This is a genomic window from Methylomonas koyamae (assembly GCF_019669905.1).
Classification (GTDB): domain Bacteria; phylum Pseudomonadota; class Gammaproteobacteria; order Methylococcales; family Methylomonadaceae; genus Methylomonas; species Methylomonas koyamae.
Genome location: NZ_AP019777.1, coordinates 4608427 through 4623550, shown reverse-complemented (window position 1 = coordinate 4623550; position 15124 = coordinate 4608427). Strand labels below are relative to the sequence as shown.

The following is a 15124-nucleotide window of genomic DNA, read 5'->3' as shown; positions in this document are numbered from 1 at the left end:
ACGCCAAGCCACTGCGGCAAATGCCTCGCAAACTGCGGCATTTGCCGCAGTTCTGCCTTCTTAATGCGACTTGGGTTTCCGCGTAACCGGCGCCGGCGACCGTAAGCGGGGAATGGCACAAACTCTGCTAGGCCGTTGGTTCGACCGATTCGGGGGAGTGGCCGGTTTTAATGAGCATGTTTTTTTCCGAACAAGATATTTACCTGACTTTTCTGAATTCCCGCCCGCAAATCCAGCGGTTTCTGAATCAACGCCTGCATTGCCAGGAAACGGCAGCCGATTTGGTCCAGGACATTTACTTGCGGCTGATGTTGCTGAAACCGCCGCCGTGCAGCGAGACCGAGGTGCGGGCCTGGCTGTTTACCGTGGCCTCCAATTTGTCCATCGACCATGTGCGCCGGCAAAAACGCCGCGGCGAATTGCTGGACCGCTACCTGGACCGGCCACACGAAGCCGACGACTCCGCCGCACCGGAACGGTTGATACAGGCCAGAGACCAGCTTGGCATCGTCCAGAGCGCGTTGGCGGAACTGCCCGACCAATGCGCCGAGATTTTATTTCTGAGCCGGGTCGAAGGCCTGAGCCATGCCCGGATTGCCGAGCAATTGGGCATTTCCTGCAGTTGGGTGGAGAAACAACTGGCCAGAGCGCTGCTGCACTGCCGCAAGGCTCTGGACCGGCCGGAGCATTAATATGGCACTGCGAGTGCGGCTTTGGTTATAGTGGGCGCCCGCCAACCGCCCAGCCTTACCCCGATGTCCGAAACGCCCGCACAACGCCGCGAACGCCTGCAGCAGGAAGCCGTGAACTGGCATTTGCGGCTGACCTCCGGCAGCGCCGAACCGGATGCGCTTGCCGCTTGCGCGCAGTGGCGGCGGCAATCGCCCGACCACGAGCAGGCCTACCGCGACATCGAACAATTGTGGCAGCAACTGCCGACGGCATTGCACGCCGACCGCCAGCGCCGCCGGGCGCTGCCCGCCCACCCGCAGCGCCGGGCTTGGTTGCGCCGCGGCCTGAGCCTGGCCGCGGCCGCTTCGCTACTGTTGGCGGTTGTGGCCGGGCTCTATCCCGACTACTGGCAACACCCCTGGGCCGATTACCGGGCGCAAATCGGCGAACGGATTTCGGTCGCCTTGGCCGACGGCAGCGTCGTTCACTTGAATACCGATACCGCGCTAGACGTTGCGTTGAACGCTAACGAGCGCCGCGTGGTACTGCTGCGCGGCGAGGCCGAATTCGAAGTGGCCCACGATCCGACCCGGCCGTTCCGGGTCATTGCCGGTACGACCGCCACCGAAGCGCTCGGCACCCGTTTTGTGGTGCGCTACGACGGCAGTTCCGGTTCGGTCAGCCTGTTGCAGGGCAAGGTCCGCTCCAGCCGGCCGTCTGCGCAGGGCGCGCAAGCCGACAGCGCGGTGTTGGCGCCGGGCCAGCGCCTGCGCTTCGGCGCCGGCGGCTTAAGCGCACCGGAACCGGTCGATCCGTCAACCGTTTCCGCCTGGCGCCGCGGCCGGCTGATCGCCAATTTCATTACGCTGGGCGAGGCGGTCGCCGAAATCAACCGCTACCGGCGGGTGCCGATCCGGTTGCTGGACCCGGAGCTGGCGCAGCGGCCGGTCAACATCGCCGTCGACCTGGAGCATATCGACGACTGGCTGGCGGCGTTGCAACAAACTCTGCCGCTAACGGTGGTCAAAGCGGGGCCTTGGCTGTTTTTGCGCCGATAGCCGACCGCACAACGCCTTATCCAAATTGGTCACGGGCGCCGTCGGCTTGCGGCATGCGCTCTGTCGTTCGAATAGCACGATAAGCCGCGACAATTTGCCGCAGATTTTCAGTACGGCTTTCCGTCGTGCCACGCGTATTAGCCTTGGAATCAACTAAACACCAAGGACAATATGAAACCTCTTCGTCTCCGCCGCAGCCGTAAACGCGCCGCCGCCACGTTATGCCTGGGCCTCAGCGCCGCGGCAGCGCTTCAACCCAGTCTGGCCGAGCCGGCAGCGGCCAATTCCGCCGCGGTTTACCGATTCGATATCGCCGCACAGCCGCTGTATGCGGCTTTGAGTCAACTGGCCGAGCAAACCGGAATCCAGTTCGTTTACTCGCCGGACCTGGTCAGGAGTTTGCAGGCGCCGGCGTTGTCCGGCAGCATGACCGCTGACCAAGCCTTACAAAAGTTATTGGCCGGTAGCGGATTAGCGCACAAGGCCGGCCAGGGCAATTCGGTAATTCTGGAAAAAACGGCGGTGAACGAGCCGCAATCCGCGCCCGGCTCGACGACGCTACCCAGCGTTACCGTGGTCGGTAAAGCGTCCGGCTTCGACGATAACGACCCGCGCAGCCGGGAGTACGCCAAGTCGCATAGCGCTGCCGCCACCAAGACCGATACGCCGATTTTCGACACCGCCGCCTCGATCCAGGTGGTGCCGCGCGCGGTGATGGAGGACCAGAAAAACACCCGGATCAAGGATGCGCTGGAAAACGTCAGCGGCGTCCGCGCCCAACCCACGCTGGGTATGGGCACCGGCTTCATCGTTCGCGGCTTTAAAGTGGACCACGTCTTCCGCAACGGCCTGATTACGACCCAATCCAACGGCTTTAACAGCGAATTTGATATTGCCAATCTGGAAAGCGTCGAGATCTTGAAAGGGCCGTCGGCGATGCTGTACGGCCGCAGCGAACCGGGCGGCCTGATCAACGTCACCACCAAAAAGCCGTCGGAAACGCCGTTTTATTCGTTGGAGCAGCAGTTCGGTTCCTACGACTACTACCGGACACAATGGGACGCCACCGGCCCGCTGAACGGCGACAAAACCTTGTTGTACCGCTTCTCCGGTTCGTACCAGGACAACAATTCGTTCCGGGATTTGATCTTTACCGACAGGGTCAGCGTGTCGCCGAGCATCACCTGGAAACCCAGCGACGCGACCGACTTTACCTTGAACGTCGAAGGGTTAAAGCAGGATTACCAGGCCGATTTCGGCATTCCCGCCATCGGCAACCGCCCGGCCAATATTCCGATCGGCAACAGTTTCGGCGACACCAACGATCCGGTAGACCATTTGAGCAAGGTGCACTTGGGCACCGAGTTCAACCACCGCTTCAACCAGGATTGGGCGATCCATAACCGCTTCCTGATGAGCCGGGAAAACAACGAACAGGTGTTCGTCAACCCGTCGCCGGCCTTCGGTAACGCCCTGCTGGCCGACAACCGCACGCTGGGCCGCAATATTTTCTCGCAGGAAAACGAAGTCGAGGCCTATACCACCAATCTGGATCTGACCGGTAAATTCAAGCTATTGGGGATGCAACACGACGCCTTGGTCGGCTTCGATTACACCCAATCGCATACCATGTACCATACCCAGGGCGACTGGCAGAACCGCAATCCGGCGCTGGACATCGATATCTACAACCCGCGCGCCAGTTACGGCATCCCCTCGTCGGTATTCGATTCGACCTTGGCTACTTACGTGCAGCCCGGCCGCGAATACTCGATGTTCGTCACCGAATGGTATGGCGCCTATTTTCAAGACCACATCACCTTGTGGGACAAGCTGCATATCTACGGCGGCGGCCGTTACGACTGGGCCGAAGTCGGCCGTGGCCGCGGCGCAACCGAAGCCAGCGCGGAAAATGCGCTGGAATATTCCAATCCGTCGGTCAAACGCAAGGACGAAGCCTTCAGCCCCAGGGTTGGCATTCTGTACCAACCCTGGCGCTGGCTCAGCGTTTACGGCAGTTGGAGCAATTCGTTCGGCGCCAATAACGGCGTCACCGCCGCCGGCCAGGCTTTGGCGCCGGAAACCGGCGAACAATTCGAAGCCGGGGTCAAAACCCAGTTGTTCGACGACCGCTTGTTGGCAACGCTGGCGTATTACCATCTGACCAAGAACAACATCATGACCGCCGACCTGAGCACGCCGGACCCGACCGACAATGCCGCAATCGGCCAGGCGCGCAGCCAGGGCATAGAGCTCGACGTCAGCGGCCGCTTGAGCGACAACTTCAGCATCATCGGCAGCTACGCATATACCGATGCCCGCATCACCAAAAATAACGACGGTTACGAAGGTACCCGGTTGCCCAACGTCGCCGAACATTCCGGCAGTTTATGGCTTCGATTCGACGCCAACGGTTACCAGGCCGCGGAGGGCTTCAGCATGGGGGTGGGAGGCGTGCTGGCCGGCAAGCGCGAAGGCAATTACGCCTATTACGGCAGCCCGTTCCAGTTGCCGGGCTACGTGCGGGTCGACGCGTTTGCCGCCTACAAATGGAACGTGCATAAATTTCCGGTCACGGCCCAGTTCAATATCCGCAATCTGCTGGACAAAACCTATTACGAATCGACCGACCCGGACGCCAACGTCTCGCCGCGCAACGGTATTTATCCCGGCGCGCCATTGATGGCGATAGGCTCGATCAAGGTCGAGTTCTAAAACCGGCTCCGACCCGGCGGGCTGCGGCATGATACGCAACCCGCCGGCCTGGCTCTGGCCCGCAAAGGGTTGCGATGGATCTTGGCAGAAAACGAGGGAAAGTTGTCATTGAATCCTGTGCCGGAACGAGTACGCTTGTTAGCGAGATCAGCTAACGGGGGAAAGTGTCATGGCGGCATTTAGCTTTGCTCATCCGGAAAATTTCAAATACCAATCGCGCAGCATCGGCATCGTCCTGTATCCCGGCGTAGAGTCGTTGGATATCACCGGGCCGTTCGAAGTGTTCAACTTCGCCAATCTCGGCTTGGGCCAACACGGGGTCGAATCCGACCCGATTTACACGATCAAACTGTTGGGCAAGAGTCCGGGGCCGGTAACGACCATGTCGGGCCTGCAAATCGTCGCCGAAGGCGTTTACGGAGACGCTGCGGCCGAATACGACACCTTGCTGATCCCGGGCGGCGACGTATCACAGGTATTGCACGACCGGGAACTGCTGGAATGGATAACCGCGATGGCGCCTAAAGTCCGGCGCATCGCTTCGGTCTGCACCGGCGCCTTTTTGTTGGCCGAGGCTGGCTTGCTCGACGGCCGGATTGCGACCACCCATTGGCATTACAGCCAACAATTGGCCGAATGCTATCCCAACATCCAGGTCGAAGCGGACCGGATTTTCATCAAGCACGGCCACATTTTTACCTCCGGCGGTATCACTTCCGGCATCGATCTGGCGCTGGCCTTGCTGGAGGAGGATTGGGGCCGCGATTTGGCACTGTATGTCGCCCGCTTTCTGGTCGTGTTTTTGAAACGGCCGGGCGGCCAATCCCAGTTCAGCAGTTATTTGTCCAACGAGGCTTTCCAGCGCGCCGACTTGCGCGAATTGCAATCCTGGATCGTCGCCAATTTGCATACCGACCTGAAAGTCGAGGCCATGGCGGATCGGTTGGCAATGAGCCCGCGCAACTTCGCCCGGGTGTTTCTGAGCGAAACCGGCATGACTCCGGCCAAGTTCGTCGAAACCGCCCGCATCGACCAAGCCCGCCATTTTCTGGAAACCACCGAGCTATCCATCGAAAGCGTCGCCGACAAGACCGGCTTCAAGGACCCGGAACGGATGCGCCGCACCTTCCTCCGCCAGTTAGGTGTCAATCCGCAAAATTATCGACAGCGATTCAGCCGAGCGATTTCCATTCATTGACCCAGCCCGGATAACGCCCGGCAACGGCGCGCGCTAGGCGCCAAATTCCGTTCGTGCCCGGAGCGCTATCGGCTGGGCCGGAGTTTCCCCCCAAATAACCGCGGCGATACCGCCGGCCGGGCAGCCCACCGCTTTGTCCGGCAGTGACCGCACCAGGAGAACCACCATGCGTATTTTATTGATTTCCTCAGCCTTTTCCGGGCTAACCCAACGCTTTTACACCGAACTGGACGACGCCGGTTACGAGGTCTCGGTGGAATTGCATCTCGGCAACGAAACGCAACTAATCGAAGGCGTGGAATTGTTCCAACCGAATCTGATTCTCTGCCCTTACCTGACCCGGCGTCTGCCGGAAACGTTGTACCGAAACTATCTGTGCTTGATCGTGCATCCCGGCATCAAGGGTGACCGCGGCCCGTCGTCACTGGACTGGGCGATACAGGAACGCGTCTCCGAATGGGGCGTCACGCTGCTGGCCGCCGACCGGGAAATGGATGCAGGCGCAATCTGGGCCGCGAAAACCTTCCCGTTACGCCAAGCCAGCAAAAGCAGTCTGTTCAATCGGGAGGTAGCGCAGTGCGCGGTAGATTGCCTGTGGGAAGCGATGGCGTATCTGGACTCGCCGCACTTTCGGCCGGAACCGCTGGACTACAACCGAGCCGACGTTAAAGGCCGCTTGCGGCCGCAAATGAAACAAGCCGATCGCCGCATCGACTGGAACCGGCATGCCACCGACGAAATCCTGGCCAGAATCCATGCCGCCGACGGCAGTCCCGGGGTGTTGGATGATCTGTGTGGCCGGCCGTTTTATTTATACAACGCTGCGGCCGGCGAGCGCTTCGGCGGTAAACCCGGCGCAATCGTTGCCGTCGCCAATGGCGCGATTTGCCGAGCCACCATCGATGGCTCTGTCTGGATCGGCCACCTGAAACCTAAAACCCCCGACGGCAACGCAATCAAACTGCCGGCGGCAACCGCACTGGCCGATTTATTGCCGAAACCGCAAGCCGGCTGGTCCGGCTGGCTCGGCAAAACCATCCAATACCTCGAACCCGATTACACCCAAGCGGGTCGGCAATATCCCTGCCAGGAGGTTTGGTACGAAATCGCCGGCCAAGCCGCCTATTTGCATTTTCCGTTTCACAACGGCGGTATGTCCGGCGAGCAATGCCGCTTGCTGTTGCGGGTGTACCAACATGTTGCCACGCTGGATGTAAAGGCCATCGTCTTGACCGGCGGCGACGAGTATTGGTCCAACGGCATTCATTTGAACCAAATCGAGGCCGCGGCCAATCCGGCCGACGCATCCTGGGACAACATCAACGCCATCGACGACCTGATCCGGCAAATCATTACCACCATGGACAAGATCACCGTCGCGGCGGTAGCCGGCAACGCCGGTGCCGGCGGTGCGATTCTGGCGTTGGCGCCGGATAAGGTATTCGTCCGCGACGGCGTCGTCTTCAACCCGCACTACAAAAATATGGGCGAGTTGTACGGCTCGGAATATTGGACTTATTTGTTGCCGAAGCGGGTGGGCCACACCGTCGCGGCCGAATTGACCGAGCAACGCCTGCCGGTCAGCGCCCGCCGCGCCTGGCGTTTGGGGATGGTCGATAAAGTTCTCGATCGGCAGCATGCGATCTTTGCCGCGCAAATCCGCCATTCGGTCAATACCTTGATCGCCGACCCGGCCAACCTGCAGAAAATGTTGGCCGAAAAAGCCGCGATCCGCTGCCGGGACGAAGCCATCAAACCGCTGGCGGCGTACCGTAAATTCGAACTGGCGCAGATGCACGCCAACTTTTACGGCAGCGATGCCTACCATCAGGCACGTAAAGCGTTCGTCTTCAAAAAATGCGGAGACAAGACTCCGGACTACCTCGCCAAACATCGCCAACTCGCCGGCATGGCCAAGGCTGCGCCCGGCAGCATGATGCATTGCGTTTGGCAAGATTGTTATGCGATGGGCGACCCTCAAGTCGACAATCAGCACCAAGACTTTTTCAAGATTGCCGACAAACTGATGGCGGCCCGTAACAAAGACGAACGCCTGGACCTGATGTTCGAGCTGTACCAACACGTTAAGGAGCATTTCGCCGAAGAAGAAGCGCTGATGAAAAAATCCGGTTTCCAGCATTACCCGAACCACGCCAAGGAACACAATTTGATGCTGGAGAAGCTTTTGGAAATGGACAAGAAAATTCAGCACGACCAACTGGCTCAAACCGACCTGCCGGAATTCATCGAGCGCTGGACCAAGCACATCGTCAACTCCGACATGGCCTTCAGCCAGCACTGGAAGGAGATGAACGTGTTCAGTGTGTAGCCGTTCGCTTGGCAGATCGCAATCAATAGCTGAATTGCGGCTATTTTGTGCGGATTTTTCCGGAGGCCCCCTGCTGGACAATCGGCAATAACACTCGCCGGCCCGTTGGTTTACGTTACGGCTTCAGGCCAAATGTCCGGCGATAGCGTCCATCACCCATTGGGTTCTGGCCGCCGTTGCGCCGGTGGACGGCGAGCGGCCCAGGCCGCGCAATTCGGCGACAATCGCTTCGATCAGGTGCAACTGGATGTTTTCCGGATTCGGCGGCAGCCATTGGCGGGTTCCGGTGCCGTTTTCCAGCACGATAGGGGTAAAGGCAAAGCTGGCAAACCGAATTGCGCCGGCGCTGCCCAGAATTTCGACGCGGTCGGCCCGGCCGGATTCGGCGGCGGCGAAGCACCAAAAACCGGAGCCGATGGCGCCATTGGCGAAGCGGAACGACGCGGAAACGGTGTCTTCCGCCGGATAAAGCCCGCCGCGGTTAGCGCTATGGCCGCTAACGTCGATGATCGGCCCGAGCATGAAATCCAGCACGTCCAGCGTATGGCAGGCCAGATCGAAAAAGTAGCCGCCGCCGGCGATCTCGGGTTTGACCCGCCACGGCAGCCGGTCCGGATTGCGGTCGGCCGGACGCGGCGATTGCACCAGACTGATGTTGACGGCCAATATCGTGCCGATAGCCCCGGCATCGAGCAACTCCTTCACGTGCAAGAAATACGGCAACGCCCGCCGGTAATAAGCCACGAACAGCGGTAATCCGGCTGCTTCGGCGGCTTGGTTCATTGTCAGGCATTCGCCGTAACGGCAGGCCATCGGCTTTTCCACGTAAACCGGTTTGCCGGCGGCCAAGGCCTGTAACGCGTATTCGGCGTGACTGGCGGGCGGCGTCGCGATGTACACGGCATTGACTTCCGGATCGGCAATCAGCTTCTCTGTATCGGCGTACCAGCGCGCTACGCCGTGGCGCGCTGCATAGTCCGCCGCTTTGGCCGGGTTGCGGCCCATTACCGCGACCAGGCGGGAATGGGCGATCTTGTCGAAGGCCGGTGCGCTTTTGCGTTCGGCGACCGCGCCGCAGCCGATCATGCCCCAGCGGACTTCGTCGAATGAGATTGCCATTGGCTTTGTATCGCGGACAGGTCGCTCAGGTCGGATATTCGGCGAAGCGCGGCAAATCGTCGCCGGCACAAGACCAGATGGCACGCGAGTCCCAGAAAATCCGCGCTTGCGGCTGGATCGGCGCCTCGTCGTCCAAGGTGCCGGCCGGAATCAATACCGCTTCCAATTCCGGTATGAAACGTGCCACGGCACAGCCGCATTCGCTGCAAAACTGGCGGGCAAAGCGTTGGGCTTCGGGTACTTTGTAACGCTTTAGCAAAGTTTCGCCTTGGCTAAAGTTTAATGTCGCGTTGCTGAGGAACAGATTGCTGGCATGGCCGCTGCCGGAGGCCTTGCGGCAACGTTGGCAATGGCAGTGGTAAAAGCGTTGCGGTTCGCCGCGGACTTGAAATTTTACGGCGCCGCACAGGCAACTGCCGTTTAACGTGGTTTCGGACATGGAGCCTCCTCTAGTGTCGCCTGTCGCCGGCCGGAGCAAGCAATCCGGCCGGTTTCGGCGGGTGGTGGAAAGTGCCGCAGCATGCACCTGCGCCGTTAGCGCCGTCAAGCTTTGCCGCCGGCGGATGGCGCCGCCCGCCTAAAAAAATCGCCGGGCGTATTGAGGGAAACTTGTGCTGGCCCGTCTTCATTGCATCCTCAAGGTTTGAGGCAAATTCGTACCAATTCAGGAGATAGCAATGGCCAGTCGAAACAGCCGCAGCTTACGCGGCGTATTCCGTCCTTTCCCGTTTATGTTGCGGACGCTGCCGCTGGCGGCGTTCGCAGTAGCCGGCATGCAGCCGGCGTTTGCCGCCGAGCGGACACAGGCGTTCGACATCGCCCCGCAGCCGCTGGCAGCGGCGTTGAACGCGTTTGCCGACGCCAGCGGCATGGCGCTCAGTTATCCGGCCGAACTGGCGGCGGGCCTGCAATCGCCCGGCGTAAAAGGCCAGTTCACCGCGCAACAGGCGCTGCAACGCTTATTGTTCGGCTCCGGATTGGCGCCGCGCACGACCGCCAACGGCACCATAACGCTGGAAAAGGCGCCGGCTGCGCCAGCCGAGGTTTCGACCCTGTCTGCGGTAACGGTGTCCGGTTCCCGCAGTTACGGCGCGAGCGACCCTTACAGCAAGGACTATGCGGTCGACAAGTCCTTCGCCGCAACCAAGACCAATACCCCTATTTTCGAAACGCCGACCTCGATTCAGGTGGTCTCGCGGGCGGTAATGGACGACCAGAAAACCACCCGGATTAAAGATGCGCTGGAGAACGTCAGCGGCGTGCGCGCCAATCCTTCCCTCGGCGGCGGCACCGGTTTCATCATTCGCGGCTTCCGCAACGGCAACGTCTACCGCAACGGCCTGATGGCCAGCGAGGCCTTCTTCGGCGATTTCGACGCCGGCAACCTGGAAAACGTCGAAGTCATCAAAGGCCCGGCCCAGCTCTACGGCCGTACCGAGCCGGGCGGCATGATCAATCTGACCACCAAACGCGGCCTGGATAGCGCTTACTACTCGCTGGAACAGCAGTTCGGCAACTACGACCATTACCGGACCCAATGGGACGCCGGCGGTCCGTTGACGGCGGACAAATCGCTGGTCTACCGCTTCTCCGGCGCTTACCAGAGCAACGGCTCGTTTCGGGATTTCGTCTCGGTGGACCGGATGGTGTTCAATCCCAGCATTACCTGGCGCCCCAGCGATGCCACCGACCTGACCCTGGATATCGAAGGCACCGATAAAACCGCGCCGGCCGACTTCGGTATTCCGGTAATCGGCAATCGGCCGGCGGCGATCCCGATCAGCCGCAACCTGGGCGATCCGAACACGCCGATGGGCGAGCAATCCGGCGTCAAAATAGGCACCGAAATCAACCACCGCTTCAATCAGGATTGGGCCATCCACAACCGCTTCCTGGCCAGTCTGGCAGAGGGCGGCACCACTTTCGTCAATCCTGGGCCGGCTTTTAACGCGGCCGCCGCGCTGAATCAGACCACCGGACTGATGCAGCGCAATATTTTTCGGCAAATCACCGAGCAGGAGCATTACGCCGCCAACCTGGATGTCACCGGTAAATTTCAAACCGGCGAGCTGAAACACGATCTGTTGCTCGGATTCGATTTTTACCGCACGTTCAACAAGTACGGTGGCGACGGCCGTTGGAAGAGCGCCAATCCGGCGTTGGCGATCAATATCTACGATCCATACCCGAGTTACGGTATTCCGCAAGCGACGTTCGACAATGCCTTTGCTACGGTCGGCGACACTTTCGGCACGGCGGCGAACGGCGGCATCGGTAACCGCGCCTCGATTTACAACGGCTGGTACGGCGTGTATTTCCAGGACCAAATCACGTTGTGGGATAAGCTGCACGTCATGGGCGGCGGCCGTTACGACTGGACCGAGACCGGGCGCGGCAACGGTTTCGATTTTGCCACCGCCGAGAGCCAGGTCAATGCCTTCAAAAGGGAGGACCAGGGCTTCAGCCCCAAAGTCGGCATTGCCTACGAATTGTTCGACGAGTTGAACCTGTACGGCAACTGGACTACTTCGTTCGGCGCCAATAACGCGCCGAGCGCCGACGGCAGAAGTTTCGATCCGCAAATCGGCGAACAATTCGAAGCCGGCATCAAGACCCGCTTGTTCGACCAACGGCTATTGGCAACTTTGGCCTACTACCACCTGGAAAAGGATAATATTTTGGTCAACGATTTAAGCACGCCGGACCCGTTCGACAAGATCGCCAATCTGCAGCGCAGCCAGGGTATCGAGCTGGATATGACCGGTTACTTGAGCAACAACTTCAGCCTGATCGGCAGCTATGCCTTTACCGATGCCAGGGTGCTGAAGGATTACAGCGGCGCTACCCGCGGCAACCGTTTAAACAACGTGCCGGAACATTCCGGCAGTTTGTGGTTGCGCTACGACGCCAACGGCTATGCCGCCAAGGACGGTTTCAGTGCCGGCCTCGGCGGGGTTGCCGCCGGGCAGCGCGAAGGCGACAATGCCAACAGTTTCCAGATGCCGGGCTACGTGCGGATGGATGCATTCTTGGCGTATAAACACAAAATCGGCGGTTCCAGGATTACCGCCCAATTCAACATTCGCAATTTGCTGGATAAGGAATATTACGAATCCACCGATCCCGATTCCAACGTCGCGCCGGCGCTGGGGGTTTATCCGGGGGCGCCGCTGACCGCCGTCGGCTCGATTCGGGTGGAGTACTGATCCGGCAGCGATGCAGAGGTAATCGACATGAACAAATTTTCGCGGGCCGCAACGGCCGGATTCGCAGTCTCGGTTTTGCTGGCGGTTGCCAGCTCCGCCGCCTTCGCCGACCGGCCGCTGAAATGGCGGGAACTGGCAGTGCCGGCCGCCGACAATAGCCAGCAACACCATTTGGAAAAAACCGCGGCGGGCGAGCTGATCCTGAGTTGGGTGGAAACCGACGGCAATGCCAGCACCGCCAAATTTGCCGTGCTGGAAAAAACGGGCTGGAGTCTGCCGTTAACGGTAATCCGCGAGCAAGGCAAACTGGCCGATCCGCCGGTCGTGCTGGGCTTGAGCGACGGCAGCCTGGCCGCTGCCTGGATGCCGTATCCCACGGACTCGACGGACCGTTATGCTTCCGATATTTTTCTGGCGCGCTCTATCGACGGCGGCCTGAGCTGGAGCGCGCCGCTGAAACCTTACGGCGCGGCAGCGCGGGTCTACGACGCGCAAATGTCGCTGGCGGCGCTGCCGGGCGGGCGCTTGGCATTGGTCTGGACCGACATGCGTTTAGCCAGCCACGATCCGGCCGCCGATCCGAAAGCCAACCGCTACCAGTTGGTGTCGGCCGTGATCGATAGGGATTGGCGGGCGAATCCCGAACAAATTCTGGACAACGACGTTTGTTCCTGCTGCCGCAGCTACACTGCGGCGCTCGGCGAACGTTTGCTGACTGTCTACCGCGACCATGCCGCCGGCGAAATCCGCGACATTAGTGCGGTGCGCTGGCAGCCGGTTAGCGCAACGCCGCAAATCGGCAGCGTCCACGCCGACGGCTGGGTGATAGGCGGTTGCCCTAGCAACGGGCCGTCGGTCGATCTGGCACCGGCCAATGCCGTGGTGGCCTGGTTCAGCGCCGCCGACGGCAAGGGCCGGGTCAAGGCGGCGTTCTCGCACGACGGCGGCGAAACGTTCCGGGCACCGGTCGAGTTGGATGCCGACGCCAGCGGTTACGCCAATGCCTCGTTGCTGGAAGACGGTTCGGCTCTGGTCAGTTGGCGTGGCCGGCAGGGACCGGACGACGAATTGCGCGTGGCCAAGCTCGGCGAGGACGGTAAAATCAGCCGCCGCACCACGCTGTATCGCGGCGGATTCCCGAAATGGCCCAGCAAGTATCTGGCGACGCAAGTGATCGGCAACCAAGCCTACGTGGCCTGGACCGATCCGGCCCTGAAGCGGGTAAGGCTGGCCGTGGTCGAATTGAATTGATGCGGCTGTACCGGTGAGGAGCCCGAAAGCCGGCTTGACGAAACGCTGCAGTCGGGCTGGCTTGGGTTAAGTCGATATCTCGGCGGGTCGAGCCGCCGATAAAGTCAAATTTTGCCGCGGGCGGCAGCGCGTTGGGCCTGGCCGTTTCCGGAATGCCTTTTGCTGCAATCGCCGCTAACTTCGGTAACATGGGCACAGCAAGTTGAGCACCGGCTTGAATAACCAGAAACAGATGCGCTTTGGCGAGTCGTTCAAAAGCATAAGCTCGGTTATTTCGATATTTCCGTCGGGTCTACTCGGCCTCAAGGTTCTGGGTTGAAGGTAGGCGAATCCAGCAAGTTACCTGTATCAAAACATAGAGAAGTTAGAGCCCATGGCCCATGCCCATATCACTCGCGTCGTATTACGGAATTACAAAAGCATCGGTTATTGCAACGTAAAATTGGACCAGCTCACCTATTTGGTCGGGGCAAACGGTTCCGGTAAAAGCAATTTTCTCGACGCCTTGCACTTGGTGCGAGATGCCTTAACCAGTTCGCTGGACAATGCCTTAAACGAACGCGGCGGCCTGTCGGAAGTGCGCAGATATTCCAGTGGCCATCCAAACCATTTCGGCATTCGTCTGGAATTCTTGCTTGCTAACGGGCAAAGAGGGCATTATGCATTCAATGTTGGCGCGCTTTCCGGCCAAGGCTACAAAGTGCAGACCGAGGAATGCGTATTGGAAGGTATCGGTAGAGGCCCGTTTTTCCAGATCGATAAAGGCAAACTGCGCAACACTAGCGAGTCGACGTTCCCCTCTGTGACCTCCGACCGTTTGGCCTTGGTCGCCGCTTCCGGCATGACCGAATTTCGTCCGGTTTTCGATTTGCTCTCCACCATGGGATTTTACAATTTGAATCCCAAGTTAATGCGCGAACTGCAAAAACCGCAAGAGGGTAGGTTATTAAAGCCGGTCGGAGAAAACATCGCCAGTGTCATAGGCCATTTAGAAAGAGTTTCGCCGGAACGCATGACCATCATCCAGGACTATTTGCAAACCGTCGTACCTATGGTTCATGGCGTGGAGCGTAAGTCCATTGGCCCGATGGAGACTTTGGAATTTCGGCAGGACATGGCCGGCGCTAAGCACCCCTGGCGCTTTCTGGCACAAAACATGTCGGACGGCACGTTAAGGGCACTGGGAATATTGGCTGCGCTATTTCAGGGTAACCCGGATTACGCCCCCACCTTGATCGGTATCGAAGAGCCGGAGACGGCTTTGCATCCGGCGGCAAGTTCGGCTTTGCGCGAAGCGCTGAATCGGGCGTCGCAAGAAACTCAAATCATCGTCACCAGCCACAGTCCGGACCTGCTCGACGATTTGCAGTTAAGCGCCGATTCATTATTGTCAGTGGTTTCCGAAAAAGGTGAAACCCGGATCGGCCCTATCGACGAAGCGTCTCGGCAAGCGATGCGAGACTCGCTGTTTTCTGCCGGCGAATTGCTGCGTCTGAATCAATTGGTTCCCGACCGCAAACAACTGGAATTGGAAGAACAAAAGCAAACCGATTTATTTGGAGATAGTCGGCCGTGA

General features: G+C 59.6%; 10 protein-coding genes. 8 read left to right on the top strand and 2 right to left on the bottom strand.

The genetic code is table 11. The features are described 5' to 3' along the window. The first annotated feature begins 170 nt into the window (after nt 1-170). The 5 genes from MKFW12EY_RS20830 to MKFW12EY_RS20810 all read left to right on the top strand — a co-directional run bounded on the left by MKFW12EY_RS20830 (nt 171) and on the right by MKFW12EY_RS20810 (nt 7972). Complete coding sequence (locus MKFW12EY_RS20830; RefSeq protein ID WP_245006375.1) at nt 171-692, top strand: RNA polymerase sigma factor; 522 nt, start codon at nt 171-173, stop codon at nt 690-692. Nucleotides 693-755: 63 nt separating this feature from the next. Continuing rightward, complete coding sequence (locus MKFW12EY_RS20825) at nt 756-1730, top strand: FecR family protein (protein ID WP_221053692.1); 975 nt, start codon at nt 756-758, stop codon at nt 1728-1730. Between the two features lie 171 nt (nt 1731-1901). Beyond that, nucleotides 1902-4445 (top strand): TonB-dependent siderophore receptor, encoded by a 2544-nt coding sequence (locus MKFW12EY_RS20820; RefSeq protein WP_221053691.1) that lies wholly within the window; start codon nt 1902-1904, stop codon nt 4443-4445. Nucleotides 4446-4614: 169 nt separating this feature from the next. Then, a complete protein-coding gene (locus tag MKFW12EY_RS20815) occupies nt 4615-5643 on the top strand; it encodes a GlxA family transcriptional regulator (RefSeq protein ID WP_054763183.1) in 1029 nt (342 codons plus the stop codon). 166 nt (nt 5644-5809) lie between these two features. Next, nucleotides 5810-7972 (top strand): hemerythrin domain-containing protein, encoded by a 2163-nt coding sequence (locus MKFW12EY_RS20810; protein ID WP_054763184.1) that lies wholly within the window; start codon nt 5810-5812, stop codon nt 7970-7972. A gap of 123 nt (nt 7973-8095) precedes the next feature. Here the strand turns inward: MKFW12EY_RS20810 and MKFW12EY_RS20805 are convergent, their stop codons facing one another. Together MKFW12EY_RS20805 and MKFW12EY_RS20800 are read right to left on the bottom strand one after the other, a co-directional pair. Further along, nucleotides 8096-9091, bottom strand: coding sequence for a Gfo/Idh/MocA family protein (locus MKFW12EY_RS20805; protein ID WP_221053690.1), 996 nt, complete (start codon nt 9089-9091; stop codon nt 8096-8098). Nucleotides 9092-9116: 25 nt separating this feature from the next. After that, complete coding sequence (locus tag MKFW12EY_RS20800) at nt 9117-9530, bottom strand: GFA family protein (RefSeq protein ID WP_221053689.1); 414 nt, start codon at nt 9528-9530, stop codon at nt 9117-9119. A 238-nt stretch (nt 9531-9768) separates the two neighbouring features. Between MKFW12EY_RS20800 and MKFW12EY_RS20795 the strand changes: the two genes are divergently transcribed. The 3 genes from MKFW12EY_RS20795 (at nt 9769) to MKFW12EY_RS20785 (ending at nt 15124) form a co-directional block, all read left to right on the top strand. Next, a complete protein-coding gene (locus MKFW12EY_RS20795) occupies nt 9769-12297 on the top strand; it encodes a TonB-dependent siderophore receptor (RefSeq protein WP_245006374.1) in 2529 nt (842 codons plus the stop codon). A 27-nt stretch (nt 12298-12324) separates the two neighbouring features. Continuing rightward, nucleotides 12325-13548 (top strand): sialidase family protein, encoded by a 1224-nt coding sequence (locus MKFW12EY_RS20790; RefSeq protein ID WP_221053688.1) that lies wholly within the window; start codon nt 12325-12327, stop codon nt 13546-13548. A 373-nt stretch (nt 13549-13921) separates the two neighbouring features. Beyond that, nucleotides 13922-15124 carry an AAA family ATPase gene (locus MKFW12EY_RS20785; RefSeq protein WP_054762824.1) on the top strand — a complete coding sequence of 401 codons (1203 nt, stop codon included), beginning with the start codon at nt 13922-13924 and terminating at the stop codon, nt 15122-15124.